Origin of the sequence: Streptomyces sp. NPDC087420 (assembly GCF_044744165.1) — a bacterium.
GTDB lineage: Bacteria > Actinomycetota > Actinomycetes > Streptomycetales > Streptomycetaceae > Streptomyces.
Genome location: NZ_JBIUXU010000008.1, coordinates 371,319 through 397,247, shown reverse-complemented (window position 1 = coordinate 397,247; position 25,929 = coordinate 371,319). Strand labels below are relative to the sequence as shown.

General features: G+C 71.6%; 26 protein-coding genes, 1 pseudogene and 1 riboswitch. Of the genes and pseudogenes, 13 read left to right on the top strand and 14 right to left on the bottom strand.

From position 1 onward, the window contains the following. Positions 1-30: 30 nt before the first annotated feature. Positions 31-783, bottom strand: a pseudogene (locus ACIO1C_RS19250) (vWA domain-containing protein); the annotation flags it as partial. A gap of 189 nt (positions 784-972) precedes the next feature. Here ACIO1C_RS19250 and ACIO1C_RS19245 point away from each other — a divergent pair. Genes ACIO1C_RS19245 through ACIO1C_RS19235 form a run of 3 tightly spaced genes read left to right on the top strand, consistent with a single transcriptional unit; the run spans position 973 to position 2,591 of the window. Continuing rightward, complete coding sequence (locus ACIO1C_RS19245) at positions 973-1,419, top strand: hypothetical protein (RefSeq protein WP_401864918.1); 447 nt, start codon at positions 973-975, stop codon at positions 1,417-1,419. 6 nt (positions 1,420-1,425) lie between these two features. Further along, the gene (locus tag ACIO1C_RS19240) at positions 1,426-1,845 is read left to right on the top strand and encodes a thiol-disulfide oxidoreductase DCC family protein (protein ID WP_401864915.1); all 420 of its coding nucleotides are present in this window, start codon (positions 1,426-1,428) and stop codon (positions 1,843-1,845) included. 11 nt (positions 1,846-1,856) lie between these two features. Further along, complete coding sequence (locus tag ACIO1C_RS19235; protein ID WP_401864912.1) at positions 1,857-2,591, top strand: TetR/AcrR family transcriptional regulator; 735 nt, start codon at positions 1,857-1,859, stop codon at positions 2,589-2,591. 126 nt (positions 2,592-2,717) lie between these two features. Here ACIO1C_RS19235 and ACIO1C_RS19230 read toward each other — a convergent pair whose 3' ends face one another. Both ACIO1C_RS19230 and ACIO1C_RS19225 read right to left on the bottom strand, forming a co-directional pair. Beyond that, the gene (locus ACIO1C_RS19230; RefSeq protein WP_401864909.1) at positions 2,718-4,046 is read right to left on the bottom strand and encodes a metallophosphoesterase; all 1,329 of its coding nucleotides are present in this window, start codon (positions 4,044-4,046) and stop codon (positions 2,718-2,720) included. A gap of 158 nt (positions 4,047-4,204) precedes the next feature. Then, complete coding sequence (locus ACIO1C_RS19225) at positions 4,205-4,480, bottom strand: SCO4848 family membrane protein (RefSeq protein ID WP_401864907.1); 276 nt, start codon at positions 4,478-4,480, stop codon at positions 4,205-4,207. Positions 4,481-4,640: 160 nt separating this feature from the next. Here ACIO1C_RS19225 and ACIO1C_RS19220 point away from each other — a divergent pair, with 160 nt between their 5' ends. After that, the gene (locus tag ACIO1C_RS19220; RefSeq protein ID WP_401864904.1) at positions 4,641-5,927 is read left to right on the top strand and encodes a D-alanyl-D-alanine carboxypeptidase family protein; all 1,287 of its coding nucleotides are present in this window, start codon (positions 4,641-4,643) and stop codon (positions 5,925-5,927) included. Here ACIO1C_RS19220 and ACIO1C_RS19215 read toward each other — a convergent pair. Beyond that, positions 5,884-6,837 carry a YihY/virulence factor BrkB family protein gene (locus ACIO1C_RS19215; protein ID WP_401864902.1) on the bottom strand — a complete coding sequence of 318 codons (954 nt, stop codon included), beginning with the start codon at positions 6,835-6,837 and terminating at the stop codon, positions 5,884-5,886. The genes ACIO1C_RS19220 and ACIO1C_RS19215 overlap by 44 nt on opposite strands. 218 nt (positions 6,838-7,055) lie before the next feature. On the opposite strand from ACIO1C_RS19215, the gene ACIO1C_RS19210 reads away from it, so the two are divergent. Both ACIO1C_RS19210 and ACIO1C_RS19205 read left to right on the top strand, forming a co-directional pair. Continuing rightward, positions 7,056-8,414 carry an FAD-binding protein gene (locus tag ACIO1C_RS19210; protein WP_401864900.1) on the top strand — a complete coding sequence of 453 codons (1,359 nt, stop codon included), beginning with the start codon at positions 7,056-7,058 and terminating at the stop codon, positions 8,412-8,414. Positions 8,415-8,464: 50 nt separating this feature from the next. Further along, positions 8,465-9,220 (top strand): decaprenylphospho-beta-D-erythro-pentofuranosid-2-ulose 2-reductase, encoded by a 756-nt coding sequence (locus ACIO1C_RS19205; protein ID WP_401864897.1) that lies wholly within the window; start codon positions 8,465-8,467, stop codon positions 9,218-9,220. Between the two features lie 17 nt (positions 9,221-9,237). Here ACIO1C_RS19205 and ACIO1C_RS19200 read toward each other — a convergent pair whose 3' ends face one another. Together ACIO1C_RS19200 and trpS are read right to left on the bottom strand one after the other, a co-directional pair. Further along, complete coding sequence (locus ACIO1C_RS19200; RefSeq protein ID WP_401864894.1) at positions 9,238-9,831, bottom strand: 2'-5' RNA ligase family protein; 594 nt, start codon at positions 9,829-9,831, stop codon at positions 9,238-9,240. A 208-nt stretch (positions 9,832-10,039) separates the two neighbouring features. Continuing rightward, entirely contained in the window at positions 10,040-11,053 is a 1,014-nt protein-coding gene (gene trpS, locus ACIO1C_RS19195) for a tryptophan--tRNA ligase (RefSeq protein WP_401864891.1), read from the bottom strand. An 85-nt stretch (positions 11,054-11,138) separates the two neighbouring features. On the opposite strand from trpS, the gene ACIO1C_RS19190 reads away from it, so the two are divergent. The 3 genes from ACIO1C_RS19190 (at position 11,139) to ACIO1C_RS19180 (ending at position 13,603) form a co-directional block, all read left to right on the top strand. After that, positions 11,139-11,792, top strand: a complete 654-nt coding sequence (locus ACIO1C_RS19190; protein ID WP_401864889.1) for an RNA polymerase sigma factor — start codon at positions 11,139-11,141, stop codon at positions 11,790-11,792. After that, positions 11,785-12,759, top strand: coding sequence for a hypothetical protein (locus ACIO1C_RS19185; protein WP_401864886.1), 975 nt, complete (start codon positions 11,785-11,787; stop codon positions 12,757-12,759). The genes ACIO1C_RS19190 and ACIO1C_RS19185 overlap by 8 nt, the downstream gene beginning before the upstream one ends. Before the next feature lie 67 nt (positions 12,760-12,826). Further along, positions 12,827-13,603: a hypothetical protein gene (locus ACIO1C_RS19180; RefSeq protein WP_401864884.1), complete on the top strand. Its 777-nt coding sequence runs from the start codon at positions 12,827-12,829 to the stop codon at positions 13,601-13,603. A gap of 238 nt (positions 13,604-13,841) precedes the next feature. On the opposite strand, the gene glyA is transcribed toward ACIO1C_RS19180, so the two are convergent. Then, on the bottom strand, positions 13,842-15,110 hold the full coding sequence (glyA, locus tag ACIO1C_RS19175; protein ID WP_401864883.1) for a serine hydroxymethyltransferase: 1,269 nt from the start codon (positions 15,108-15,110) through the stop codon (positions 13,842-13,844). A gap of 37 nt (positions 15,111-15,147) precedes the next feature. Then, positions 15,148-15,238: riboswitch (ZMP/ZTP riboswitch) on the bottom strand. 183 nt (positions 15,239-15,421) lie between these two features. On the opposite strand from glyA, the gene rocD reads away from it, so the two are divergent. Then, entirely contained in the window at positions 15,422-16,627 is a 1,206-nt protein-coding gene (rocD, locus tag ACIO1C_RS19170) for an ornithine--oxo-acid transaminase (RefSeq protein ID WP_401864880.1), read from the top strand. Positions 16,628-16,670: 43 nt separating this feature from the next. Here the strand turns inward: rocD and ACIO1C_RS19165 are convergent, their stop codons facing one another. The 4 genes from ACIO1C_RS19165 to ACIO1C_RS19150 form a co-directional block, all read right to left on the bottom strand. Next, positions 16,671-17,852 carry a glutathionylspermidine synthase family protein gene (locus tag ACIO1C_RS19165; protein ID WP_401864878.1) on the bottom strand — a complete coding sequence of 394 codons (1,182 nt, stop codon included), beginning with the start codon at positions 17,850-17,852 and terminating at the stop codon, positions 16,671-16,673. A 30-nt stretch (positions 17,853-17,882) separates the two neighbouring features. Then, positions 17,883-18,161 carry a hypothetical protein gene (locus ACIO1C_RS19160; RefSeq protein ID WP_401864877.1) on the bottom strand — a complete coding sequence of 93 codons (279 nt, stop codon included), beginning with the start codon at positions 18,159-18,161 and terminating at the stop codon, positions 17,883-17,885. 139 nt (positions 18,162-18,300) lie between these two features. After that, positions 18,301-18,690 carry a VOC family protein gene (locus ACIO1C_RS19155; protein ID WP_401864874.1) on the bottom strand — a complete coding sequence of 130 codons (390 nt, stop codon included), beginning with the start codon at positions 18,688-18,690 and terminating at the stop codon, positions 18,301-18,303. A 135-nt stretch (positions 18,691-18,825) separates the two neighbouring features. After that, on the bottom strand, positions 18,826-20,268 hold the full coding sequence (locus tag ACIO1C_RS19150) for a PLP-dependent aminotransferase family protein (RefSeq protein WP_401864871.1): 1,443 nt from the start codon (positions 20,266-20,268) through the stop codon (positions 18,826-18,828). A 47-nt stretch (positions 20,269-20,315) separates the two neighbouring features. Here ACIO1C_RS19150 and ACIO1C_RS19145 point away from each other — a divergent pair, with 47 nt between their 5' ends. From ACIO1C_RS19145 to ACIO1C_RS19135, 3 genes are all read left to right on the top strand, one after another. After that, complete coding sequence (locus tag ACIO1C_RS19145) at positions 20,316-20,837, top strand: carboxymuconolactone decarboxylase family protein (RefSeq protein ID WP_401864868.1); 522 nt, start codon at positions 20,316-20,318, stop codon at positions 20,835-20,837. Positions 20,838-20,904: 67 nt separating this feature from the next. Beyond that, positions 20,905-21,642 (top strand): isocitrate lyase/phosphoenolpyruvate mutase family protein, encoded by a 738-nt coding sequence (locus ACIO1C_RS19140; RefSeq protein WP_401864866.1) that lies wholly within the window; start codon positions 20,905-20,907, stop codon positions 21,640-21,642. Positions 21,643-21,798: 156 nt separating this feature from the next. Beyond that, positions 21,799-23,397, top strand: a complete 1,599-nt coding sequence (locus ACIO1C_RS19135) for a purple acid phosphatase family protein (protein ID WP_401864865.1) — start codon at positions 21,799-21,801, stop codon at positions 23,395-23,397. A gap of 79 nt (positions 23,398-23,476) precedes the next feature. Here the strand turns inward: ACIO1C_RS19135 and ACIO1C_RS19130 are convergent, their stop codons facing one another. The 3 genes from ACIO1C_RS19130 to ACIO1C_RS19120 all read right to left on the bottom strand — a co-directional run bounded on the left by ACIO1C_RS19130 (position 23,477) and on the right by ACIO1C_RS19120 (position 25,929). Then, positions 23,477-24,388, bottom strand: a complete 912-nt coding sequence (locus tag ACIO1C_RS19130; RefSeq protein ID WP_401864862.1) for a VWA domain-containing protein — start codon at positions 24,386-24,388, stop codon at positions 23,477-23,479. A 30-nt stretch (positions 24,389-24,418) separates the two neighbouring features. Then, positions 24,419-24,838 (bottom strand): TerD family protein, encoded by a 420-nt coding sequence (locus ACIO1C_RS19125; RefSeq protein ID WP_401864861.1) that lies wholly within the window; start codon positions 24,836-24,838, stop codon positions 24,419-24,421. A gap of 83 nt (positions 24,839-24,921) precedes the next feature. Continuing rightward, complete coding sequence (locus tag ACIO1C_RS19120) at positions 24,922-25,929, bottom strand: ABC transporter substrate-binding protein (protein WP_401864858.1); 1,008 nt, start codon at positions 25,927-25,929, stop codon at positions 24,922-24,924.

The following is a 25,929-nucleotide window of genomic DNA, read 5'->3' as shown; positions in this document are numbered from 1 at the left end:
CTTCACGGTACGGCCAGGTGGGGTCCGTCGTCAGACGATGCCCGCGCGGTTGGCCGCCGTCAGCCAGGTGGGGAATGCGCACAGCAGGCGGTCGTAGAGTTCGGCGTCCGACGTGCGGGTGATGTCGTCCACCGTGAAGAAGGCCGCGTTGTCGACCGGACGGCCGGGGAGGGTATTGAGGCGGGTCAGGACTCCGTAGTCGGAGTGGCCAAGGCCGACGAACTGCCAGAAGACCGGCTCCTCCACGGACGCGCGCAGTTCGGCCTCGATCTCGCGGTTCCGGTGGATCCCGCCGTCGGAGAAGAAGAGGACCAGGGTGGGTACCGGGGCCGGATTGTCCCGTACGTACGCGCGGACCGCCGCGATCGCCTTGTGCTCCTCGTTCTGGATGCCGACCATCCGCATGTCCGTCTGACCCGGCGGCAGCCCGCGACGCGGCCTCCTGGGGCGGCCGAAGAGGCGGAACTGCCCTACGCGTACGTGGAGTCGCAGCCACTCGGGCAGGCCTGCCAGGTCGACGTCCGGGAGCCTCGCCGGGTTCGACGCGAACGCCCAGGCCCGCGTCCCGCCCCGCTCGTCCAGGCGCGCGGCGAGGGCGGCCACGCGCTCCACCAGGTCGGCGACCGTGCCCCGGCTGTAGAGCCCCGCCATGGAGCCTGACGCGTCCAGGACGAGGATCACGCGCGCGCTCGCGCCGGCCACGCCGAAGTGGTGGAGGGCGAGGTCGACCTGCGCCGTGCGGAGGGAGAGGCGCTTGCGCATGTCTACGGGGAGCTGTTCGTCCTCCACGTGCCCCTCCCGATCGCGGGATACGGATGCCATCGCTCCAGTCTGCTCCTGTTGCCGCGCCCCCGTGACACCGATGTCAACACTCGCTGCGAACGGCTGGATCGGCTCGTCTTGAACATGTTCAAAATTGAGGCTACAGTCCACGACAAGAGCTTTTGAACACGTTCAAGAGGAGGGTGGGGCATGGACCTCACTGTGGTCGCGTATGTGGTCTACCTGGCGATCAGCGGAGCGCTGACCGTCTGGGTCGCCTGGACACTGAGCCGGGCGGGGCGGGTGTTCCTCGCCGATGTGCTGCACGGCAACGAGAAGCTCGCCGAAGCCGTCAACCACCTTCTGGTGGTGGGCTTCTACCTGGTCAACCTCGGCTTTGTCGCGCTCTATCTCAAGGGGGGCGACAACATCGGCAACACGCGTGAGCTGTTCGAGGCGCTGTCTGTGAAGGTCGGCGTCGTCCTGCTGGTGCTCGGCGGCATGCACCTCGCCAACGTGTACGTCCTCAACCGGATCCGGCGGCGCGGCATCATGGAACGTGACCAGATCCCGCCGGTACCCCCGCAGGGCTGGACCGGCGGCCCCTCCCCCTGGACGGCGCCGACCGCGCCGACACCTCCGCCGGCCGGGGCCTGACCGGCCATGGGCACCTCTCACGCACACACGGCCGTACGGGGGTTGACCGTGCTGTACGACGCGAACTGCCCGCTCTGTGTCCATCTGCGGCACTGGCTCCTGCGCCAGCGCGCGCTCGTACCGCTGGACCTGGTCCCCGCCGCCTCGCCCGAGGCGCGGCGGCGGTTCCCCGGTCTCGACCACTCCGGCACCCTGGAGGAGATCACCGTGATCGGTGACGGCGGCCAGGTCTACCGCTCCACCGCCGCCTGGATCGTCTGCCTCTGGGCGCTGGCCGAACACCGCGCCAAGGCGCACTGGCTCGCCACCCCGTCCGGCGCTCCCTTCGCCCGGGTCACGGTCCTGGCGGCGGCGAAGTACCGGCGGCTGACCGCCGCTCCCTGCGACGCGGCCTCGGGGTGCGAAGCGCCCCCGGCGTCGCACTAGGCTCGGTCACTGTGAAGGACGAGAAGAAGGACGAGAAGGACGAGAAGGACGCCAAGGCGCCCAAGAGCGAGCAGACCCGCACGCTCATCCTCGAGACCGCGCTGCGACTGTTCCAGCAGCGTGGGTACGACAAGACGACGATGCGGGCCATCGCGCAGGAGGCCGGGGTCTCCGTGGGCAACGCGTACTACTACTTCTCGTCCAAGGAACACCTCGTCCAGGGCTTCTACGACCGGATCGCCGCCGAACACCGCGCGGCGGTCCGGCCGGTGCTCGACACCGAGACCGATCTGGAGGCGCGGCTCACCGGGGTGCTGCTGGCGTGGCTCGACATCGCCGCTCCGTACCACGAGTTCGCGGCGCAGTTCTTCAAGAACGCGGCCGACCCCGAGAGTCCGCTCAGCCCCTTCTCCCCCGAGTCGGAGCCCGCCCGCGAGGCGGCCATCTCCGTCCACCGCGAGGTGCTCGCCGGGTCGAAGGCGAAGGTCGCCGACGAACTGGTCGGCATATTGCCCGAGTTGATGTGGCTCTCCCAGATGGGACTGGTCCTGTACTGGGTGTTCGACCGCTCGGAGGGCAGCGAGCGCAGCCGCCGGCTGGCCGAGCGCGGCGCCCGGCTCACCACCCGGGGCGTCTCGCTCTCCCGCTTCCGGGTGCTCCGGCCGCTGGTCCGTGAGGTGCACGAGCTGTTCACGGACTTCCTGCCGGGCATGGCGGAGGCGGCGTCCGCGCGGAAGCGGCGCTGAGCTGCGAGCGGGGGCGCTGGCCTCCGAGCGGGGGCGCCGGCCCTCGCGCAGGGGTGTTCACCTCCGCGCAGGAGCGTTCACCTCCGCGCAAGGGCGCTGACCTCCGCGCAGGGGCGTACGACGGTCTCAGGCCTGGCGCGAAGCCAGTTCCACGACCGTGATGTCCGACGGCGCCCCGACGCGGACCGGCGGGCCCCAGGCGCCCGCGCCCCGCGTCACGTACAGCTGCGTGTCGCCGTACCGCTCCAGACCCGCCACGGTCGGATTGGCCAGTTCCGCGAGGTAGTTGCCCGGCCACAGCTGGCCGCCGTGGGTGTGCCCGGAGAGCTGGAGGCCGACCCCGTGGCGCACGGCGTCGTGGATCACGATCGGCTGATGCGCGAGGAGTACGGACGCCCTGTCCCGGTCGCGGTCGCCGAGGGCCTTCGCGAAGTCGGGCCCGTCGCCCTCGCTCTCGCCCGCGATGTCGTTGACCCCGGCGAGGTCGAAGCCCGCGATCTCCACACGCTCGTTCACCAGGGGCCGCAGCCCCAGCTCCCTGACGTGGTCCACCCACTCCTGCGCGCCCGAGAAGTACTCGTGGTTTCCGGTCACGAAGAACGCCCCGTGCGGTGCCTCCAGACCGGCGAGCGGCTCGGCGGCCGGGCCGAGATCCTCGACGCTGCCGTCCACGAGGTCGCCGACGACGGCGATGAGGTCGGGGCGGGTGGAGTTGATGGTGTCGACGATGCGCTGGGTGTGGGCGCGGCCCAGGATCGGGCCGAGGTGGATGTCACTGACGACGGCGATGCGGTACCCGTGCGCTGCGCGCGGCAGCTTGGCGAGCGGGACGGTGATCCGCTTGACGCGGGGGCCGCGCAGGACGCCGTACGTGCCGTACCCGACGGTCGCGGCGGCGGCGGTCGCGGCGGCGCCGGCGACAACGCGGGAGACGAACAGGCGGCGCGAGGGGACGGCGGCTGCGGGCGGGGCCTGGCCGGTTATGACGGCCCCTGTCTGTGAACCGCCGGAACCGGCGGACGCGGTGGCAGGCTGCTCCGCCGGCTCCGTGGCCTCGGTCTTCGTGTGCGGCTGTACGTCACTCCCGGCGCGAGCGCCCGCCCGCGAGCCCCCCTCGCCGTCCACGGCCTGTGCGCGGCCGTCCACGTACCGCCGCAGGAGCGGCCGTACCGCCTCGCCCACCAGCAGCGCCAGCAGCAGGTACATCAGCACCGCGAGCCACAGGTACCCCGGCCAGGCGACGATCCGCTGGAGCCAGAACGGCGCCCCGACCCGGCCCACCGTCGCCGCTCCCACGGCCAGTACCGGCAGGACGAACGCGGCGGCGGTCCCGACCCGGCGGGCCACGCCGCCCTCCCGCGCGGTGTCCCGCACGAGCCGCCGCCACACATACCAGTGCGCCGCCACCACCAGGGCGACCACCACCAGCACCACCAGAACGACCACGACGACCACGGACGGCCCCCTGCTTCTGTTGTCCGCACTTCCTGCGTCCGCCCCTCGGGGGCGGCAGGGCCATGCGGCCCTGGGCGACAGTCTGCCGGGCGTGCGCGCGGGCGTGCGGGCCGGGGCCGGTCGGCGGAGGATGGTCAGTTGACGGGCGATCACCCCGGTCAGCTGGGGATACGGGCCTCCGGCGCGGGCGTGGCTGTTTCCCGCCGTACGGCGCGTACGCCCCGGAACCCGATCGTCCCCACGGCCGTCCCCAGGAGAAAGGACGTGACGGCGAGCACCAGATGCACCCAGAAGTAGGCCGTCGGGTCCCCCGCGCCGTCGAACGCCAGGCCGCTGGCGTCCTGCCACAGATTTTTGACGAAAGTGATCCAGATGAACCAGCTCCACACCCCGAACGCGAGCAGGAACCAGGACACGCGGCGGCTGAGCTTCATGGATTCAGTATCGTCGCCGCTGTTCCGGGGACGGCGGCGGGGTACGGAGGGCCGGACGACGCGGGGTACGGAAGCCGGGCCGCGCGGCACAGAGGGCCGGACGCTGCGGTTCCCCCCGTCGGTGTCGGATTCGCGGGACGCGCCCTGTACGTTTTCGGTCGTGCCCGCTCTGAAAAAGACCGCGTTGACGGTCTTCACCGCCACCTTGCTGCCTGTTCTGACCGTCGTACCCGCGTCGGCGGACAGCGCGACCAAGGGGCCGAGTGCCAGCAAGTCGCCCACGCCCCCGGCCGCGATGTCCACGGTCGGCGGGGCCAGGCTCGGCCGGGCCGGTACGCAGGTGGATCTCGGGCCCGGTGCTCCCGTCCTGCCCAAGAAGCTCAGCGGCCGGTCGTGGATCGTCGCCGACGCCGAGACGGGCGACGTCCTGGCCGCGCACAATGCGCACTGGCGGCTGCCGCCCGCCTCCACGCTCAAGATGCTCTTCGCGGACACGCTGCTGCCCCGGCTGCCCAAGGACCAGGAGCACAAGGTGGTGGCCGCCGACCTCGCCGGAATGGGCGAGGGCAGCAGCCTGGTGGGCGTGAAGGAGAACCTGACCTACAGCGTCCACGACCTGTGGCTGGGCGTCTTCCTGCGCTCGGGCAACGACGCCGTGCACGTGCTGTCCGCCATGAACAACGGCGTGAAGAAGACCGTCCAGGACATGCAGGAGCACGCCGATGAACTCCAGGCGCTCGACACACACGTCGTGACGCCCGACGGGTACGACGAGAAGGGCCAGGTCTCCAGCGCGTACGACCTCACCCTCTTCGCCCGCTCCGGGCTCCAGAAGAAGGACTTCCGGGAGTACTGCGCCACCCAGTCGGCGAAGTTCCCCGGCGATCTGACGAAGGTCAAGAAGGGCAAGAAGCCGGAGAAGGACGCCAAGGGGCAGCCCAAGCGCGACACCTTCGAGATCCAGAACACCAACCGGCTGCTGACGGGCGCCAACGGGGTCTCCTCGTACAAGGGTCTCGCCGGGGTGAAGAACGGTTACACCTCGCACGCCGGCTCGACCTTCACCGGGGTCGCCGAGCGCAACGGCAAGGTGCTGCTGGTCACGGTCATGAACCCGTCCTCGGAGGAGAGCCAGGCGGTCTACCAGGAGTCCGCGCGGCTGCTGGACTGGGGCTTCGCGGCCACCGGCAAGGTCACGCCGGTCGGGGAGCTGGTGCCGCCGAAGTCGGCGCGTACGAACGCCTCGGCGCCCAGCGGCAGCCCGACGCCGGCCCCGGGGGCCACCGAGACGCACGCGCCCGCGGCGGCCGTGAGCGCCTCGAAGGGCGGCACGAGCGGGATGGGCATCGCGCTGGCCGTGGTGGGCGGGGTGGTGGTGCTGCTGGCGGGCGCCGGATACCTGGTCAATCGCCGCTGGCCGTCGAGCCCCCGGCTTCCCCGTTCTTGAGGGGGCGGCCTTCCCCGTTCTCGGCCCAGTCGGCCTCCGCCTTCTCCCTCCTCAGGTCCCGCTTGCTCCCCGTCGCCGTCCACGCCGCACAGAACAGCAGTAGCTTCGCCGTGAAGTTGATCCACAGCAGCAGCGCGATCGGCACGCCGAACGCGCCGTACATGGTCTTCCCCGCCACCCCTGTCAGATAGCCGCCGAGCAGCAGCTTGAGCAGTTCGAAGCCGACGGCTCCGATCGCCGCGGCGACGAAGAGCCGGCGGTGGGGCGGGGTCACGCGCGGCAGCAGCGTCAGCACGTACAGGAGGATCAGGAAGTCGGCGACGGCGGCTGTCAGGACGGCGGCGGCCTGGAGCAGCATGCCGCCCGCCCCGTCCTGGGAGATGCCCAGGTGCCGGGCCGTCCAGCCGATGGCGGTGGAGCCGAATCCCGAGGCGCCGAGCGAGATGAGGCCGACCGCGCTGAGGCCGATGAGGACCACGCCGTCCTTGGCCCTGACCACGAACGGGTTGCCCTGGTCAAGGTGGTCCTTCTCCCAGACGGCCCGCAGGCAGTCCCGCATGGCGGTGATCCAGCTGACGCCGGTGAACAGGAGCAGCAGGCCGGCGACCACCCCGACCGTGCCGGCGTTGGCCACCAGGTTGTTGACGTCGAGCTGCTTGGAGATGCCGGGCACCTGGTCGGTGAGGCTGCGCTCCACGCGGTGGAGCTGGCTGTTGCTGAGCAGCGCGGCGCCGATCGCGGCGGCCACGGTGAGCAGCGGGAAGAGCGCCACGAAGCTGATGAACGTGATCGCCGCCGCCAGCCGTGTCCAGTGCACCCGTTCGAGCGTCTCGTACGAGCGCCAGGCGTGCGTACGCAGGAATCGGGCGACGAACGGGCCGATGACGGGGAGATTTTTCAGCCAGTCCATGGAGGAGATGTACCCCCGGATGGGCAAACCAGCGTCCGGGTCCCCCGGAAGCGCGGACGGATCAGGGGTGATCTCGGTGTGCCGTCCTCCGGCACTCCCCCGACCACCCATTCATACGAGTTCCCTCAGGCATTGCACCAAAGGCGACAAAGAATGAGGTATGGGGCGATACGGTCACCCCCATGTCTGTCGATACCGCCGCGTCCGTTGATACCGCCATGTCTGTCGATACCGCCGTCTCCATGACCGGCTGGGGCCGTACCGCCCCCACCACCGCTCTGCTGGTACGTCCCCGCTCCTACGAGGAGGCCGCCGCCGCCGTACGCGACTGCGGGCGCCGCGGTTCGATCGCCCGGGGGCTCGGCCGGGCGTACGGCGACGCGGCGCAGAACGCGGGCGGTTCGGTCCTCGACATGACGGCCCTGGACCGCGTCCGCACGATCGACGCGGAGGCGGGGGTGGTCGTCTGCGACGCGGGGACCAGCCTGCACACGCTGATGAAGGTGCTGCTGCCGCTGGGGTGGTTCGTGCCGGTCACCCCCGGGACCCGCTATGTGACGGTCGGCGGGGCGATCAGCGCCGACATCCACGGCAAGAACCACCACGTCTCGGGCTCGTTCGCCCGCCACGTACGGTCCCTGGACCTGCTGACGGCGGACGGCGAGATCCGTACGGTCCTCCCCGGCACCCCGCTCTTCGACGCGACGGCGGGCGGGATGGGACTCACCGGGGTGATCCTCTCGGCGACCGTCCAGCTCCTTCCGGTCGCGACCTCGCTGATGTCCGTCGACACGGAACGCGCCACGGACCTGGACGACCTGCTGGCGCGGCTCACGGCGACCGACCACCGCTACCGGTACTCGGTCGCCTGGATCGACCTGCTCGCGCGGGGCCGGGGGGCGGCGCTGGGGCGCGCCGTACTGACCCGGGGGGAGCACGCGCCCCTGGACGCACTCCCGGCACGCGCGCGGCGGCGCCCGCTCACGTTCCGGCCCGCGCAGCTGCCGGCCGCGCCCTCCCACCTACCGTCAGGACTCCTGGGACGCACCACGGTCGGCGCCTTTAACGAGCTGTGGTACCGCCGGGCCCCCCGGCGGCGGACCGGGGAACTCCAGCGCCTGTCCTCGTTCTTCCACCCGCTCGACGGCGTGCCGCACTGGAACCGCATCTACGGACGCGACGGCTTCGTCCAGTACCAGTTTGTTGTCGGGTACGGGCAGGAGGAGACGCTGCGGCGGATCGTACGCAGCATCGCGCGGCGCGGCTGCCCGTCCTTCCTCGCCGTGCTCAAGCGCTTCGGCGAGGGCGATCCGGGGTGGCTGTCGTTCCCCATGGCCGGCTGGACGCTGGCGCTGGACATCCCCGTCGGGCTGAGCGGCCTCGGCTCGTTCCTGGACGAGCTGGACGAGGAGGTCGCGACGGCGGGCGGCCGGGTCTATCTCGCGAAGGACGCGCGGCTCCGGCCCGACCTGGTGACCGCGATGTATCCGCGCCTGGAGGACTTCCGCGCGCTGCGGGCCGGGCTGGACCCGCGGTCCGTCTTCACGTCCGACCTGGCACGGCGGCTGGGTCTCTGACGCTCCCGCACCACACCCGCTTTTCCTCTCACCTCTTAAGGAGATCCCCGATGAAGGACGCCTTCGGTATCCCGCAGTCCTTGCTCATCCTCGGAGGCACGTCCGAGATCGGCCTGGCCACCGCCCGCCGGATGATCGCCCGGCGCACCCGTACGGTCTGGCTGGCCGGCCGCCCCTCCCCCGACCTGGAGAGCGCCGCGGACGGCCTGCGCACGCTGGGCGCGGACGTCCGTACGGTCGACTTCGACGCCCTGGACCCGGCCTCGCACGAGGAGACCCTGGGGAAGGTCTTCGCGGAGGGCGACATCGACATGGTGCTGCTGGCGTTCGGGGTCCTCGGCGACCAGGCGCACGACGAGGCCGCGCCGCTCGCGGCGGTGCGCGTCGCGCAGACCAACTACACCGGCGCGATCTCGGCCGGGCTGGTGTGCGCGGGCGCGCTCCAGACGCAGGGGCACGGCTCGCTGGTGGTGCTGTCGTCGGTGGCCGGCGAGCGGGCGCGGCGCGCCAACTTCATCTACGGGTCGAGCAAGGCCGGCCTGGACTCGTTCGCCCAGGGGCTGGGCGACGCGATGCACGGCACGGGGGTGCAGGTCATGATCGTGCGGCCCGGGTTCGTACGGTCGAAGATGACGGCGGGCCTGGAGGAGACGCCGCTGGCCACCACGCCGGAGGCGGTCGCGCTGGCGATCGAACTGGGTCTGCGGCGGCGCTCGGAGGCGGTGTGGGTGCCGGGGGCGATGCGGGTGGTGATGTCGGCCCTGCGGCACCTGCCGAGGCCGCTGTTCCGGCGGCTGCCGGTCTAAGAGCGTCCTTGCGGCTCTCAGGGCCGCAGGGAGCGCGCGTGCCGGTCCACGGGGGTGCTCTGCGAGGGCACCCCCGAGATCTCCCCGCCCCCGCCGAACGCGTACTCGTGCAGCTTGCGCCAGACCAGGTCCGCGCCCTGCTCGTACAGCGCGAAGGAGGTGCAGCTCCAGTGCGCCCCGTAGTCGGCCAGCTCCTCGTAGGCGCGGTCCATCGCCTCCTCGGCGATGCCGTGGGCCACGGTGACGTGGGGGTGGTACGGGAACTGGAGTTCCCGTACGAGCGGCCCCGAGGAGTCCCGTACCCGCTTCTGGAGCCAGGTACAGGCCGAGGCGCCCTCGACGACCTGGACGAAGACGACCGGGGAGAGCGGGCGGAACGTCCCCGTGCCGGACAGCCGCATCGGGAACGGCCGGCTGGCCGCCGCGACGGCGGCGAGGTGCGCCTCGATCGCGAGCAGTCCCGCCGCGTCGACCTCGGTCGGGGGGAGGAGGGTGACGTGCGTGGGGATGCCGGGCGCGGCAGTGTCGCCGAAGGCCGCACGCCGCTCCTGGAGCAGACTGCCGTACGGCTCCGGGACCGCGATCGAAACGCCGAGCGTTACGGTCCCCACGTCGTTCTCCTCAGTCCGTGTGTGTCGGGTGGTGGTGCGGGTTCGCGCGGGTCGCGCGAGGGCGGTGCCGCCCGTCAGTGTGACGGTCGTACCGCCCGGCTGACCAGCACCCCCCGAGGTCGGGATGTCACGACTTCGGGCGGCGCCGGGCGCCGGGCCGGGGCGCCGGGCCGGCCGTCGCGCGGAGCGACCGGCCCCGCTCTCCGCGTCAGTGCTTGGCGGGCAGGAAACCGACTCTGTCGTACGTCTGGGCGAGGGTCTCCCCCGCAACCGTACGGGCCTTCTCGGCGCCTTCGGCCAGGATCGAGTCCAGCGTCTCCGGGTCGTCCAGGTATTCCTGGGTGCGCGCGCGGAACGGTGTGACGAAGTCGACCATGACGTCGGCCAGGTCCGTCTTCAGCGCGCCGTAGCCCTTGCCCTCGTACTTCTGCTCCAGATCCGCGATCGTGACGCCGGTCAGCGTGGAGTAGATGGTGAGCAGATTGCTCACCCCCGGCTTGGCAGCCGTGTCGAAGGTGATCTCGGTGCCGGTGTCGGTGACCGCGCTCTTGATCTTCTTGGCGGTCGCCCTGGGCTCGTCGAGCAGATTGATCAGGCCCTTGGGCGTGGACGCCGACTTGCTCATCTTGATCGTGGGGTCCTGGAGGTCGTAGATCTTCGCGACCTCCTTGACGATGTGCGGCGCCGGGACCCTGAAGGTCGGGCCGAAGCGCGAGTTGAACCGCTCGGCGAGGTCGCGGGTCAGCTCCACGTGCTGCCGCTGGTCCTCGCCGACCGGGACGGCGTCGGCCTGGTAGAGCAGGATGTCGGCGACCTGGAGGATCGGGTACGTGAACAGCCCGACGGTCGCGCGGTCCGTGCCCTGCTTGGCGGACTTGTCCTTGAACTGCGTCATCCGGGAGGCCTCGCCGAAGCCGGTGATGCAGTTCATGATCCAGGCGAGCTGGGCGTGCTCGGGCACATGGCTCTGGACGAAGAGCGTGCACCGCTGCGGGTCGAGACCGGCCGCGAGGAGCTGGGCGGCCGCGAGGCGGGTGTTGGCGCGCAGCTCGGCCGGGTCCTGGGGAACGGTGATCGCGTGCAGGTCCACGACCATGTAGAACGCGTCGTGGGTCTCCTGGAGGGCGACGTACTGGCGGACGGCACCGAGGTAATTCCCGAGGTGGAACGAACCGGCGGTGGGCTGGATACCGGAGAGAGCGCGGGGACGGTCAGAAGCCATGCTCATCATTGTCTCAGGTGGTGCCGACAGCTCCGCAACGGATCTCCGACGAGCCGGGAACCGATCTTCCAGGTACCTGGAACCGATGTGCCGCGGCCGGTGTATCAACGGTGTGAGCACTCGGGAGGGGACCCTGGAGGGGGGCCGCACCCTGACGGTTGCGGATGAGGCTGCGGTGATCGCGCGTGTGCGCTCCGGTGAGCCGGAGGCGTACGCGGAGCTGGTGCGCGCCCATACGGCCGTGGCGCTGCGGGCCGCGGTGGCCTGTGGCGCGGGGGCGGACGCGGAGGACGTGGTGCAGGCCGCGTTCTTCAAGGCGTACCGGTCGCTGGGGAGCTTCCGGGACGGCGCGCCGTTCCGGCCCTGGCTGATACGGATTGTCGTGAATGAGACGAGGAACGCGGTGCGCTCGGCGGTCCGGCTGCGGGCCGTCGCCGGGCGGGAGGCGATGCTGCTGGGCGCCGAGCCGCTGATACCGGAATCTGCGGATCCGGCGGTGGCCGCCGTGGCCGGGGAGCGGCGGGCGCTGCTGGTGACGGCGCTGGAAGGACTGACCGAGTCGCAGCGCCAGGTGGTGACGTACCGGTATCTGCTGGAGATGGACGAGGCGGAGACGGCGGAGGCGCTGGGCTGGCCCCGGGGGACGGTCAAGTCCCGGCTGAACCGCGCCTTGACGAAGCTGGGCCGGATCGTGGCGGTGTCGATGCCGGTGCCGGAAGGGGGTGAGGGACGTGGATGAGGAGCAGGACGACGAGGCCGAGCGGGGTGACCTGGCTGACCGGGCTGACCGGGCCGGGCGGACCGGGCGGACCGGGCGCACCGGGCGCACCGGTCGGACCGGGCGCACCGGTCGGGAGAAGCGCGGGAGGGCGCCGGAGGACGGGCTGCCTGAGGAACTGCGGGCGCTGGGGCGCGGTCTGCGGATCCCCGAGGTGGACGGCGAGTCGATGGCCGAGCGGGTCCTGGCCCAGCTGCTGGCCGAGGCGGTCCCGCCGCCCACGCCGGTCTCCGGTGGACGGAGACGGCGGGGGCGGGGGCGGCATCCGGCACGGCGGAGCCGGTGGCCGGTGCTGGCGGCCGGGTTCTCCGGGCTGCTGGTGGTGCTGGCGCTGACGCCGCCTGTGCGGGCGGCGGTGGTGGACTGGTTCGGATTCGGCGGGGTCGAGGTGCGGTACGACCCGGGCGCGTCCGCCGATCCGGGCGCGCCTTCGGCGCGGGTGCCGGACTGCGGTCCTGCCGTGACGTCCGCGGAGGCGGCGCGCCGGGCCGGTTTCACCCCGAAGGTGCCTGGGGAGCTGGGCCGCCCGGACGTCGTGTCGGTGGCCGAGGCGACGGAGGGGCGGTTCGTGGTCAGCCTGTGCTGGTCGGACCGGGAGCGGACGATACGGCTCGACGAGTTCGGGGCGTCACTGGACATCGGCTTCGTGAAGCGGGTGGGCGTCATGCCGCAGTGGGTGGACCTGCCGGGCGCGGCGACCGGGCTCTGGTTCGACCGGCCGCATCAGCTGCGGTTCCGGCTGGTGGACGCGGGCGGGGCGGGCTGGACGGAGTCGGTGCGGATGGCGGGCCCCACGCTGCTGTGGGAGCCGGCGATCGAGGACACGGCGGTGGACGGCGAACGGCTGACGCTGCGGCTGGAGGGAGTGACGTCGCTTCAGCGGGCGAGGACCGTCGCGGAATCGGTCGGCCGGGAACCGGCCGGTTGAGAACCCGTCGGTTGAGAACCCGTCGGTTGAGAAGGGGAACCTGGTGGGCTCGGCCGGTGTAAAGGAGGTGACGCGGACGCGGTACGGACGGTCCGTACGGCTTGTCGGCCGCGTCGGCAGGGGGGAAGAGATGCGGATGCTCATGCGGTCGGCCGCGCTGCTGGCCACGCTCGCACTGGTCTGGGTCTGCGCGCCGGGCGCGCTGGCGGGCGGTCCGACGAGTGTGCTGATCACTTCACCCGAGAGCGCGGAGACGGCCTCGCTCCTGTACGTCGACCAGGCGTACACACGGTTGATGAAGGAGGTGGGGGCCGGGGGCGGTACGGCGGCTTCCCCGACGGGCACGAAGAAGCGGCCGTCGTCGTTGGACGGGGTGAGGGGGCTGCGCCAGATCAATGTGGTCTGGATGGCCCACGACGTGAGTCCCTGGCGGGTGGACCGGGTGTTCGCGAGTCCGGATCCTTCGCTGATCTGGATCCGGACGGAGTCACGGTTCGCGGAGCCGGACTCACCGGACTCAGGGGAGGGCCGCTGGCACCGGGCGGACGACCCGGCCGCCCTGCACGCCCTGTTGGTGGAACTGGGCGTGATGGGACCGAAGGTGGCCTACGACGCGGTGGCCGCCCCTTCGGTCCCCCCGGCGGCCGGGAAGGGGCGGCCCACGGCGGGGGCCGTGACGGTGGACGCGGGAGGGTTCGCCTGGTGGTGGGCGATACCGGCTCTGGCCATGGGCATGACGATGGGCCTGGCGATCCGCCCCCTGGCGGCCCGCCTGCCGCGCCGCCCCTTCACCCGGAACGACATACGGGACGACGGCCCGCGCCGCCGGCTCCTCGACGTCTGAGCCGGGGCCGTACCGACCGGCGGCGTGGATCGACCGGGCGCCGGGGGTCACCGGGGCCGGGGCTAGGGCGTGTCCGCGAAGTGGCGTCGTTCGCCCGAAGGGCGTGGCCCGCGGCGTCTGGTGCGTGCGATCGCAAGGCGGAGGACCGAGCGTGTACTGGACGTACCCGCCCGGTCCGACAACGCGGCGAGCGCGCGTGCCAGGCGCCGCGGGCCAGACGCCACTTCGCGGACACGCCCTAGGTGGGCAGGCCCGGGGCCGGGAAGGCGGACATCAGGGCGGCCACCTCCGCGCGGATGGCCGTCAGGGCGGGCTCGTTCCCCTCGGCAGCCGCCGCGACGCCCCGGTCGATCCAGTCGGCGACGGTCGCCATGTGGTGGGTGGACAGGCCGCGGGAGGTGAGGGAAGGGGTGCCGATGCGGATGCCCGAGGGGTCGAAGGGCTTCCTGGTGTCGTACGGGACGGTGTTGTGGTTGACGACGATCCCCGCGCGGTCGAGCGCCTTCGCGGCGATCTTGCCGGGGACCTCTTTGGGGGTGAGGTCGATCAGGACCAGGTGGTTGTCCGTGCCGCCCGAGACGAGGTCGAAGCCACGGGCGAGCAGCTCGTCCGCGAGGGCTCGGGCGTTGGCGACGACCGCGTGCGCGTACTCGCGGAAGGACGGGCGGGCCGCCTCGTGGAGGGCGACCGCGATGGCGGCGGTGGTCTGGTTGTGGGGGCCGCCCTGGAGGCCGGGGAAGACCGCCTTGTCGATGGCCTTGGCGTGCTCCTCCCGGGACAGCAGCATCGCCCCGCGCGGGCCCCGCAGGGTCTTGTGGGTCGTCGTGGAGATGACGTCGGCGTACGGCACCGGGGAGGGGTGGGCGCCGCCCACGATCAGGCCGGCGATGTGGGAGACGTCGGCGACGAGCAGCGCGCCGGCCTCCTGGGCGATCTCGCCGAAGGCGGCGAAGTCGATGGTGCGGGGCAGGGCCGTACCGCCGCAGAAGATCAGTTTGGGGCGCTCCTTGAGGGCCAGTTCGCGGACCGCGTCGAAGTCGATCAGGCCGGTGTCCTGGCGCACGCCGTACTGGACCCCCCGGAACCACCTGCCGGTGGCCGAGACGCTCCAGCCGTGGGTCAGGTGGCCGCCCATGGGCAGGGCCATGCCCATGATGGTGTCGCCGGGCTCGGCGAAGGCCAGGTAGACGGCGAGGTTGGCGGGCGATCCGGAGTAGGGCTGGACGTTGGCGTGCTCGACGCCGAAGAGCGCCTTGGCGCGGTCGGCGGCGAGCCGCTCGACCTGGTCGATGACCTGCTGGCCCTCGTAGTAGCGGCGGCCGGGGTAGCCCTCGCTGTACTTGTTCTGGAGGACGGTGCCCGAGGCCTCCAGGACGGCCGACGAGACGTAGTTCTCGCTGGGGATCAGCCGCAGGGTCTCGGCCTGCAACCGCTCCTCGGCGCCGACGAGGGCGGCCAGGTCGGGGTCGGTGGCCGACAGTGCGGGATGGCGGGGTGTGGGTGTCATGGCGTCCTCCGGGGCGATCCGCTGCTGGGTCGTTGTCCCGGGGCGCCCAGGCGGACGGCACCTCGTACGTGTGGCACCGCACGGCTCCCCCGCGGTCAGTTCCGCGTTCGCCAGTCGCCGTACGGTACGGCCCAGCCTAGAGGTTCCGCGGCCGGGGCACGCCGGGACGGAGGTTTCGTGGCCCTCGTGGCATGTGACGGGAGAAACTGGAGGTTGTCCCTGCTTACGCCGGACAGCTTGTCCCGGACGACCCCGTCACGGAAGACCGTCACAGACGACCGGACACGCTGTCCCGGACGAACGGAGTACCCGTGTCGACAACGGAGAACGCCATCGCCTCGGCGGAGGCCCACAGCGCGCACAACTACCACCCGCTCCCCGTCGTCGTCGCGTCGGCGGACGGCGCGTGGATGACCGATGTCGAGGGGCGGCGCTACCTCGACATGCTCGCCGGGTATTCGGCGCTCAATTTCGGTCACGGCAACAGAAGACTGATCGACGCGGCCAAGGCGCAGCTGGAGCGGGTGACGCTCACGTCGCGGGCGTTCCACCACGACCGTTTCGCCGAGTTCTGTACGCGGCTGGCGGAGCTGTGCGGCATGGAGATGGTGCTGCCCATGAACACGGGCGCGGAGGCGGTGGAGACGGCGGTCAAGACCGCCAGGAAGTGGGGGTACCAGGTCAAGGGCGTGCCGGACGGCCGCGCGAAGATCATCGTCGCGGGGAACAACTTCCACGGCAGGACGACCACGATCATCAGCTTCTCCACGGACACCGAGGCGCGGGCGGACTTCGGTCCGTACACCCCCGGCTTCGAGATCGTCCCGTACGGCGATCTCACCACGCTGGAGGCCGCGATCACCCACAACACCGTGGCGGTCCTGCTGGAGCCCATCCAGGGCGAGGCGGGGGTGCTGGTGCCGCCGCAGGGCTACCTCGCGGGGGTACGGGAGCTGACGCGCGAGCGGAACGTGCTCTTCATCGCGGACGAGATCCAGTCGGGCCTCGGCAGGACCGGGAAGACCTTCGCGTGTGAGCACGAGGGGGTGGTGCCCGATATGTACGTGCTGGGCAAGGCGCTGGGCGGCGGGGTGGTGCCGGTGTCGGCGGTGGTGTCCTCGGCGGAGGTGCTGGGGGTCTTCCGTCCCGGCGAGCACGGTTCGACGTTCGGCGGCAATCCACTGGCCTGCGCGGTGGCGCTGGAGGTCGTGGCGATGCTGGAGACCGGGGAGTTCCAGCGGCGGGCGGCGGAGCTGGGCGACCATCTCCACCGGGAGCTGGGGCTGTTGGCCGGCGGCGGGGCCGTGGAGACCGTGCGCGGGCGGGGGTTGTGGGCCGGGGTGGACATCGTGCCGGCGCTGGGCACGGGCCGGGAGATCTCCGAGCGGCTGATGGACCGGGGTGTCCTGGTGAAGGACACGCACGGCTCCACGATCCGGCTGGCGCCGCCGCTGGTGATCAGCAAGGAGGACCTGGACTGGGGGCTCGACCAGCTCAGGGCCGTACTCGCGGAATAGCGCGGGTACGGCGGACGGCGCGCCGGCCGCCCCGATCCGGCGTCTAGAGAATCACGTGGGGCAGGAAGCGGGCGTACTCGTCCGTGACCGGGCCCGACGACTCGCGGATGCCGAGCCCCGCCGCCTCGTTCTCCACGACCCAGGCGCCGAGCACCACGCGGTTGCCGTCGAAGTCGGGCAGGGGCGCCAGCTCCTGGTAGCAGGAGGGTTCGTCGGGCGTGGCGGGCGGGCCGCCCGGTTCGTGGAGGGTGACGCCCGCGCCCTCGCGGCCGAGCAGGGGTTTGGCGACGTAGCCGCCCTTGTCGGCGAGTTCGCGGGGGCCGTCGAGATAGGCGGCCAGGAGATGGGGGTGGCCGGGGTGGAGTTCCCAGAGGATCGCGAGCAGCGCCTTGTTGGAGAGGAGCATCTTCCAGGCGGGTTCGATCCAGCAGGTGGTGCCGGTGCCGCCCCCGTTGTCCAGGGTGTCCAGGACGTGCGGGCCGAACCGGTCGGTCGTCAGCCACTCCCACGGATAGAGCTTGAAGCAGCTGCGGACGAACCGCAGCCGCTCGTCCACGAAGCGGCCGGACAGCCGGTCCCAGCCGAGCCGTTCGACGGACAGCGCCTCGGTGGCGAGGCCGGCCTGGGCTGCGGTCTCGCGGAGGTACGCGACCGTCATCAGGTCCTCGCCCAGCTCGTCCCCGTCGGAGTGGACGAAGTGCACGGGGCCGGGCGGCAGGAGGGAGGCCTGGTTGCGCCAGGCGTCGACGAGCCGTTCGTGGAGGGAGTTCCACTGGTCGGCGCCGGGGAAGAGCTCCTCCATCCAGAACCACTGGGCGCTGGCGGCCTCGACCAGCGAGGTGGGGGTGTCGGCGTTGTACTCCAGCATCTTGGCCGGGCCCGTACCGTCGTAGCGCAGGTCGAACCGGCCGTAGACGGTGGGCAGTTCGGCGCGGCGGCGCCAGGACTCGGCGATCAGCGCGGCGAGCCGGGGATCGGTGATGCCGAGGTCGGCGAACCGGTCGTGCTCCACGATGTGCGCGGCGGCGCCCAGGCACATCGTGTGCAGTTCCTCGACGACCTCTTCGAGCGCCTCGACCTCGGGGAGCGTGAAGCTGTAGTAGGCGCTTTCGTCCCAGTACGGGCGCAGGGACCCGTCCGGGTGACGGGTGAGCGGATAGATGACGCCCTGTTCCTCGACGGTCTGCTGCCAGCCGGGACGGGGCGTGACGGTGTGACGTTTCATCAGCGGTTTCCGGGCCGGCCGGCGCGCCGGTCAGCCGCCGCCGGAGCCGGAGTGGCCGAAGCCGCCCCGGTCGACCGCCGACTTGTCGAAGCTGCCGCCCTGGGCCTTGCCGTTCTTGAACGAGCCGCCGTAGTAGTACGCGCCACGGCCGTCGTCGTCGCACTCGTACTTCGGCAGCTTCTCGTGGGTCACGCGGTCCACACACCGCTTGTCCGGATCCGAACCGCACGCGGTGAGCGTGAGCGCCAGCATCCCCATGCCGCCGAGCACCACCCCGCTCGACCTCAGTCTCCGTTGCCGCGCCGCCATGCGCCGTCCTCCCCCTCGGATACGGACTCGGGCCCGTGTACGGCCCCGGCTCCGGAACCGTACACAGGCCCGTCCGTACGAACTGTCGATCGAACCGCCGCCCAGCCTAGGCCCTGCCCCAAGAGGGGCACCCGGAGGCCTAGTTCACGAACCCGCCGTACGGGCGCGTAATGCATTCCAGGGCGTGACCGGCCGGGTCGAGGAAGTAAACACCGCGCCCGCCGTCGTTGTGGTTGATCTCGCCGGGGTGCTTGCGGTGCGGATCGGCGTAATACGTGAGTCCCTCGCCCTGGATACGGCCGAAGATCTCGTCGAACTCCTCTTCGGTGACCAGGAACGCGTAGTGCTGCGTGACGATCGACTCCGCGGGGATGGTCGCGAAATCGAGGGTGACGCCGTTGCTCAGGTCGACGGGGATGAACGGGCCCCACTCGGTGCCCACCTCGAGCCCCATGACGCGACCGAAGAAGGTCGCGGATTCCCGGTTGTCACGGGAGTGGACGATGGTGTGATTCAGCTGGACCGACACAGTGGATTGCCTCCATAAGGCAACTCACGGGCTACCTCCATGCCTCACCCGGACGGTGACCGACACGCGATGCCGTACCGAAGATCTTAGGCTCGGGGCCTCGCGCTGTCACCACACTTTTCACGACATCGGCGGTCACGGCAGCGCCCGGCACAGCGCGTCCAGCGCGCCCGCCCACGCGCTGACCGGCGGCGTTCCGTACCCGACGACCAGCGCGTCCGGTCCCGGTTCCGCCGTGTCGTGGCGGAGGCGCGCCAGACCGCTGACCGCGAGCCCCTGCCAGGCCGCCGCCTCGATCACGGACCGTTCGGTGCCCACGGGAAGTTCGACCACGGCGTGCAGCCCGGCGGCGATGCCGGTCACCCGGATGTCAGGCCGCCCGGCCAGCGCCTCGACGAGCTGGTCGCGGCGGCGCCGGTAGCGCAGCCGCATCGAGCGGACATGACGGTCGTACGCGCCCGAGGCGATGAACTCCGCGAGCGTGAGCTGGTCCAGCGCGCTCGACGCCCAGTCCACCTCCCCCTTCGCCGCGGTCACCTCCGCCACCAGCCCCTCGGGCAGCACCATCCAGCCGAGCCGCAGCCCCGGCGCCAGGGACTTGCTCGCGGTGCCGAGGTAGACCACCCGCTCCGGATCGAGGCCCTGAAGGGCGCCGACGGGCTGGCGGTCGTAGCGGAACTCCCCGTCGTAGTCGTCCTCCAGGATCAGCCCGTCGGTCGCGCGCGCCCAGTCGACGGCGGCGGCCCGCCGGTCGGGGTGGAGCGCGACACCGGTCGGGAACTGGTGCGCCGGGGTCAGCAGCACCGCCCCGGCGTCCCGTACACCCGCCAGCTCCCCGGTCCGGGTGCCGTACCCGTCCAGCGGCAGCGCGGGCGTGCGGAGGCCCGCGTCCGTCAGCACCTTCCGGTGGGCACGCAGGCCGTACGACTCGACCGCCACCCCGCGCACCCGGCGCGCCCGGAGGACCGTGCCCAGCAGCGTCAGTCCGTGGAAGAAGCCGGAGCAGATGACGATGCGTTCGGGGGCCGCGTACACCCCGCGCGCCCGGGCGAGGTAGTCGGCGAGGACGGTACGCAGCTCGGTCAGGCCGGCGGGGTCGCCGTACCCGAACGCCTCGTGGGGCGCGTCCGTGAGCGCCCGGCGCGCGGCCGTGAGCCACTGCGCGCGGGGGAATCCGGCGAGGTCGGGGGCGCCGGGCATCAGGCTGTACGTGGCCCTGCGGTGGGTGGGGCGGGTCCTGGGCGCGGCGGGCGCGGGTGTACGGGGCGCGGCGCGGCGGGCCACGCGGGTGCCCGAGCCCTGCTGGGCGGTGAGCCAGCCTTCGGCGACCAGCTCGGCGTAGGCGTCGGCGACGGTGTTCCGCGCGATGCCCAGATCGGCGGCGAGGGAGCGGGACGAGGGCAGCCGGGCGCCGGGGACGAGCCTGCCGGTGCGGACGGCTTCGCGCAGGGCGTCCATGAGGCCGGTGCGCAGTCCGGGACCGCGCAGCTCCAGGTGGAGGTCGGCGCCGAGGACGGTGTGGTGGTCCGGCGCGTCGCGCGCCTCGCCGGGTGCCGTATTGGCCCAGGAATCCGTCATGGAAGTGGACCATACGCCTGTGCCACCCGCCGCCTATCGTCGTAGGCATGACGACTGGTGAAGCAATCGGGACCACCGCCCACACCCACACGTACGCCGCCGAGCACACGCCCCGACTGGCCATGGCGAAGCTCGCACCCGAGGTCTACAAGGCCATGGTCCGCCTGGACGCGGCGGCCCGGCAGGGCGTCGACCCCACCCTCCTCGAACTGGTCAAGATCCATGCCTCGCAGATCAACCACTGCGCGTTCTGCCTGGACATGCACACGAAGGACGCGCTGGCGGCCGGCGAGTCGGTGGAGCGGATCATCCAGCTGAGCGCGTGGGAGGAGTCGCGGCACTTCTACACGCCCAAGGAGATCGCGGCGATCGAACTGACCGAGGCGATCACCGTCCTGACGGACGGTTTTGTACCGGACGCGGTGTACGAGAGGGCCGCCGCGCACTTCGACGAGACCGAACTGGCCCACCTGATCGCGGCGATCACCGTGATCAACAGCTGGAACCGGTTCTCGGTGGCGACCCGGGCGGTCCCGGGCCACTACACGCCGGGCTCGCTCAAGAGCTGACCCGGCACACGTATCGCCGTATCCCCGTATCGCCGTATCGCCGCCATTTCATGGAGTACGAGCCCCGATGACAGCCTCAGCCACGGCCTTCCGCGCCCTGCACCACCACCGTGCCCCCGGTGACCCGCTCGTCCTGCCGGGCCCCTGGGACGCGGCCAGTGCCCGGGCGTTCGCGGACGCGGGCTTCCCGGCGCTCGCCGTGCCGAGCGCCGGGGTCGCGGCCTCGCTCGGGTACGAGGACGGCGCGACCCCGGCGGACGAGATGTTCGCGGCGATCGCGCGGATCACGCGCGCCGTCTCCGTACCGGTCTCGGCGGACGTCGAGGACGGGTACGGCCTGGCGCCCAAGGAGCTGGTGGCCCGGCTCCTGGACGCCGGGGCCGTGGGCTGCAACCTGGAGGACTCGTCGGGCGGTGTCCTCCAGGACGCGCGGCGGCAGGCTGACCGGCTGGCGGAGGTACGGGCGGAGGCCGGCGGCCACCTCTTCGTCAACGCGCGCGTCGACACCTTTCTCTGCGGGGTCGCCGATCCGGCCGAGGCGGTGGCGCGGGCCCGGCTGTACGTGGCGGCCGGCGCGGACTGCGTCTACCCGATCACCGCGCCGGCCGCGGCACTCGCCGCCGTCCGCGCCGGGGTCGGAGGACCGGTCAACGCCCTCGCGACGCCGGACGGTCCGGCCGTGGCCGAGTGCGGCCGGCTCGGCGCGACGCGCGTCACCTTCGGCCCGCAGTTCCAGCGCCGGGCGGTGGCGGCGGTCCGGGGGATCGCGGACCAACTGCGGGGCTGGGGCGTGTCCGCGGGCTGACGAGGGCGGGAGACGAATGGGGTCAACTCCCTCTGTTTTGTGACCGGAAGGCTGCGGCGCGTTTTGTCGTGCGTGCGCAAGGTCGTGTTCATCGGGCGGTCGCAGACGCGGACGAGTGTTCGCGTGCTTGCCGAAACGCCCCCGAAAGGAACAACGATGGCCACATCGAACGATTCGGCGGACCTGCCCGACGGACTCAGCCGCCGCCACGCGCTGGGCCTGCTGGGAACGGCCGGCGCCGGCGCCGCCGCGCTCCCGCTGCTGGGCGCGACCCCGGCCGCGGCGGACACGTCCTTCGGCTCCCCCGCCTTCCACCCGACGGCCGACGCGGGCGGCGCGCCGCCGGTGCAGGGCCTGCACCTGACCTTCGGGGCCGACCCCAGCAGCCAGATGGTCGTCTCCTGGCTCACCGACGGCCCGGTCAAGCGGCCCCGCGTGATGTACGGGACGCCGGAGCACGGCTTCGGTTCCAGCACGGCCGCAAAGACCCGTACGTACACCGACGGCAAGTCCGGCCGGGTCGTGTACGTGCACCACGCGGAGCTGTCCCGCCTCAAGCCCGGTACGGACTACGTGTACATGGCCTCGCACGAGGGGGCGACCCCGGACAGCGCCGTGTTCAGGACCGCGCCGCGCGGGCGGGCCCCGCTGACCTTCACCAGCTTCGGCGACCAGTCGGCGCCCCAGGTGACCTGGTCGGCCGACGGCACCAGCATCATGGACGCCAACTCGACCCCCGCCACCAAGGACATCGTCACGGGCATCGAGCAGGTGGCGCCCCTCTTCCACCTGCTCAACGGCGACCTCTGCTACGCGAATCTCGACGTCGACCGGGTGCGGACCTGGAACAACTTCTTCACCAACAACACCCGTTCCGCGCGCTTCCGGGCGTGGATGCCGGCGGCCGGCAACCACGAGATCGAGAAGGCCAATGGCCCCATCGGGCTCGGCGCCTACCAGACGTACTTCGACCTGCCCTCCACGGAGACGGACGCCGAACTCGACAACCTCTGGTACGCGTTCACCGCCGGCTCGGTGCGGGTGATCGTGCTCCAGAACGACGACAACGCCCTCCAGGACGGCGGTGACGTGTACATCAGCGGCTACTCCGGTGGCCGCCAGCTCGCCTTCCTGGAGAAGGAGTTGCGGGCCGCCCGCTCCTCCCGTGACATCGACTGGGTGGTAGTCGCCATGCACCAGGTGATGATCAGCTCCACCGACGCCAACGGCGCGGACCTCGGGCTGCGGCAGAAGTACGGGCCCCTGTTCGACAAGTACGGCGTCGACCTCGTCCTGTGCGGACACGAGCACAACTACGAGCGCTCCCTGGCCGTTCGCGGGGTGGTCTCCGGCAGCGAGACGCTCACCCCGAACCCGGTGTCGTCGGCGACGGACGCCATCGACACCACGCACGGCACCGTGCACATGATCCTCGGTGGCGGCGGGGTCTCCGGGACGACCAACCAGTCCTTCTTCAAGGACGGGACCGCGAAGGTGATCACGGCGGTGTCGGCGTCCGCGCCGGCCGGTTCCAAGCGCACGTCGACGTACGTCAAGGAGCAGGCCGTCTGGACGGGCGTCCGCGACGTCGACCACCCGTACGGCTTCGCGTCGTTCACCGTCGGCCCCGGCCGGCACGCCGGTGACACGACAACCCTGCACGTCACGTACTACAACGTGAACAAGCCGGACGGCGACCTGTCGGTGTTCGAGAAGTTCACGCTGCACCGCAAGCGCTCCGACGGGAAGCGCTGAACCGGCCTGACCGACCAGCTCCGGCCCAGGCCCCGGCCGCATCCACCTCGCGTACGTGCGTGTCGCCGGGGCCGGCGGGTCACGGTGTGAGCCCCCGGCCACGCGCCGCCGCCAGCCAGCGCGGGTAGCGCGCCAACAGCAGGTCATAGAGCTGTTCGTCCGTCAGTTCGCCCGGGTCACGCACGGAGAAGAACCCGATGTTGTCGAGGTACGGCCCCGGCCGCGCGCTCAGTTCCGCCAGGAACTCGAACTCGTCCGGCTCCCCGATCGCCATGAACTGCCAGAACACCGGCTCGTAGCTGGACGACCGCACATGCTCCAGGGCCGCCTCCGGCCCACTGGTCGCGCCGTCGGTGACAAACATGACAAACACCGGCGGCTCGACCGCCCCCGCGTCCGCGTCCGGGAGCAGCGGGGCGGACCGTAAGTCCGCCGAGCCGGCGTAACGCCCGCGCACCAGGCGCATCGCCTCGCCGTAGTCGGTCGAGCCGCCGACGTCGGCCTCCTGGTGCAGCACACCGGTCCGGCCCCGGTAGTCGGCCAGTCCCATGCCGCCCGCCTCCTCCGCGAAGGTGGCGAAGGGGAAGACATCGACCTCACCGTTGTCGTCGAAGCGCAGGGCCAGCGCCAGGACCCGTTCGGCGAGGGCCTGGATTTGGCCCGACTCGTAGAGGTCGGACATCGACGCCGACATGTCGAGGCAGAGCGCGACCCGCGCGGTGTGCTCGCCCAGGCCGTGCTTCTCCAGGCTCACCGCCGCCTTCCTGGTATACGAGAGCAGCTCGCCGTGGCCTTCGTCGGCCAGCCGCTTCTCCATGGAGATCAGCCGCCGCTTCTTGAGCCGCGACGACGGCGGGGAGGACGCCGGCAGGGAGGGCGCCGCCTGACTCGGCGACCAGGGCCCCGCGGGCGCGGGCGGCTGCTCGTCCGAGACCGCCACCCCGAAGTCCGTCGCCAGACCGGCCAGTCCTGACGCGTACCCCTGCCCCACCGCCCGGAACCGCCAGCCCCCCGCCCGCCGCTACACCTCGCCGAAGACGAACGCCGTCTCCGTCGTCGCGTCGCCGATGTCGAACGCGACCACCATCGCGCCCGTACCCGCGTCGGTCACCTGGAGGCGCAGGCCGGGAACGCGGCCGAACGGCCCCCCGTCCGCCGAGGCCGCCAGCACCACCGACGCCACCTCGGCCGGAACCCGCCCCAGGTCGAGACCGAGGGACTCCTCGCCCGGCCGTCCCGGCCCGCGAACGACCGCCCCCGACGGATGGGCCGGCTGGTTGTAGAAGACGAGGTCGTCGTCGCCCCGCACCCGCCGCCGTCCGTCCAGCACGAGTGCGGACGCGTCCACGTCCGGTACGCCGGGACCGGGTCGCCAGGTGAGGGTGGCGCGCAACGCCGTGGTGGGCAGCGGGACGTTGGCACCCTTGGCAAGGTTGGTCATGTCTTCCACCGTGCCACGCCGGACGTCACCGACCGGCCGTCAGGACCCGCCTGCGGCAGGGCTGTTACCGGTCCGCTACTCCGTCACTTCGCCGACAGCCAGGTGCGCCAGGTCCGCTCGTTCGTCTTCACCCACCGAGCCGCCGCGTCCTCGGGCGAGAGGCCCTCGTCGGCTATGAGCAGGGCCACTTCGTTCTGTTCGGCGGTGGTCCAGGAGAAGTTCTTGAGGAGCGTGGCCGCCCTGCCGCCGGTCTTCGCGAAGTCCGCATTGAGGAACTTCTGGAGCGGGGTGTTCGGGTACGCGCACGCCACCTTCGCGGGGTCGGCGTCGCAACCGTCCTTGTACGCGGGCAGCTTCACCTCCGTCATCGGGACCTTCTCGAAGAGCCACTGGGGTGTGTACCAGTAGGTGAGGAAGGGCTTCTTCTCCTTGGCAAACTGCTTGATCTGGGTGATCTGCGCCGCCTCCGAACCGGAGAAGACCACCTGGTAGTCGAGGTCCAGGTTGCTGACCAGCGCCTTGTCGTTGGTGACGTACGACGGTGAGCCGTCGAGCAGCTGCCCCTTGCCGCCGCTCTCCGCCGTACGGAACTGGTCCGCGTACTTGTTGAGATTGCGCCAGTCGGTGACGTCCGGGTGCTGCTTCACGAAGTACGTGGGCACGAACCAGCCGATGTGCCCGGTGACCCCGAGGTCCCCGGCCGGCGCGATCGTCTTCTTGTCGGTGACGTACCGCTTCTCCTGGTCCGGGTGGCCCCAGTCCTCCAGGATCGCGTCGACGCGGCCCTGGCTCAAGGCGTCCCAGGCCGGGATCTCGTCGACCTGGACGGTGTCCACCCGGTAACCCAGCTCGTGTTCGAGCAGATAGGCCGCCACGGCCACGTTGGCCTGGGCACCCACCCAGGACTGGACGGAGAGGGTGACGGTCTTCGAGCCCTGCGCGTTGGCGTACGGGGACGCCTGCTCGGTCATGTCGGCGGCGCCACAGCCGGTGAGGAGGGCGAGCAGCGTCCCCAGGGCGGCGGCGCGGTGGGTGCGGATACGGCCAGAGGTGCGCGTCCGGGTACGGGTACGCGTACGGGTCAGCTTCAT

Bases quoted from the DNA above. Each gene is read 5' to 3' on its own strand.
- ACIO1C_RS19145 (WP_401864868.1), top strand. From the start codon at position 20,316: ATGACGACTGGTGAAGCAATCGGGACCACCGCCCACACCCACACGTAC.
- ACIO1C_RS19245 (WP_401864918.1), top strand. From the start codon at position 973: ATGGACCTCACTGTGGTCGCGTATGTGGTCTACCTGGCGATCAGCGGA.
- ACIO1C_RS19140 (WP_401864866.1), top strand. From the start codon at position 20,905: ATGACAGCCTCAGCCACGGCCTTCCGCGCCCTGCACCACCACCGTGCC.
- ACIO1C_RS19135 (WP_401864865.1), top strand. From the start codon at position 21,799: ATGGCCACATCGAACGATTCGGCGGACCTGCCCGACGGACTCAGCCGC.
- ACIO1C_RS19120 (WP_401864858.1), bottom strand. From the start codon at position 25,929: ATGAAGCTGACCCGTACGCGTACCCGTACCCGGACGCGCACCTCTGGC.
- ACIO1C_RS19225 (WP_401864907.1), bottom strand. From the start codon at position 4,480: ATGAAGCTCAGCCGCCGCGTGTCCTGGTTCCTGCTCGCGTTCGGGGTG.
- ACIO1C_RS19150 (WP_401864871.1), bottom strand. From the start codon at position 20,268: ATGACGGATTCCTGGGCCAATACGGCACCCGGCGAGGCGCGCGACGCG.
- ACIO1C_RS19210 (WP_401864900.1), top strand. From the start codon at position 7,056: ATGTCTGTCGATACCGCCGTCTCCATGACCGGCTGGGGCCGTACCGCC.
- ACIO1C_RS19125 (WP_401864861.1), bottom strand. From the start codon at position 24,838: ATGACCAACCTTGCCAAGGGTGCCAACGTCCCGCTGCCCACCACGGCG.
- ACIO1C_RS19190 (WP_401864889.1), top strand. From the start codon at position 11,139: ATGTGCCGCGGCCGGTGTATCAACGGTGTGAGCACTCGGGAGGGGACC.
- ACIO1C_RS19160 (WP_401864877.1), bottom strand. From the start codon at position 18,161: ATGGCGGCGCGGCAACGGAGACTGAGGTCGAGCGGGGTGGTGCTCGGC.
- ACIO1C_RS19215 (WP_401864902.1), bottom strand. From the start codon at position 6,837: ATGGACTGGCTGAAAAATCTCCCCGTCATCGGCCCGTTCGTCGCCCGA.
- ACIO1C_RS19165 (WP_401864878.1), bottom strand. From the start codon at position 17,852: ATGAAACGTCACACCGTCACGCCCCGTCCCGGCTGGCAGCAGACCGTC.
- ACIO1C_RS19240 (WP_401864915.1), top strand. From the start codon at position 1,426: ATGGGCACCTCTCACGCACACACGGCCGTACGGGGGTTGACCGTGCTG.
- trpS (WP_401864891.1), bottom strand. From the start codon at position 11,053: ATGGCTTCTGACCGTCCCCGCGCTCTCTCCGGTATCCAGCCCACCGCC.
- glyA (WP_401864883.1), bottom strand. From the start codon at position 15,110: ATGACACCCACACCCCGCCATCCCGCACTGTCGGCCACCGACCCCGAC.
- ACIO1C_RS19205 (WP_401864897.1), top strand. From the start codon at position 8,465: ATGAAGGACGCCTTCGGTATCCCGCAGTCCTTGCTCATCCTCGGAGGC.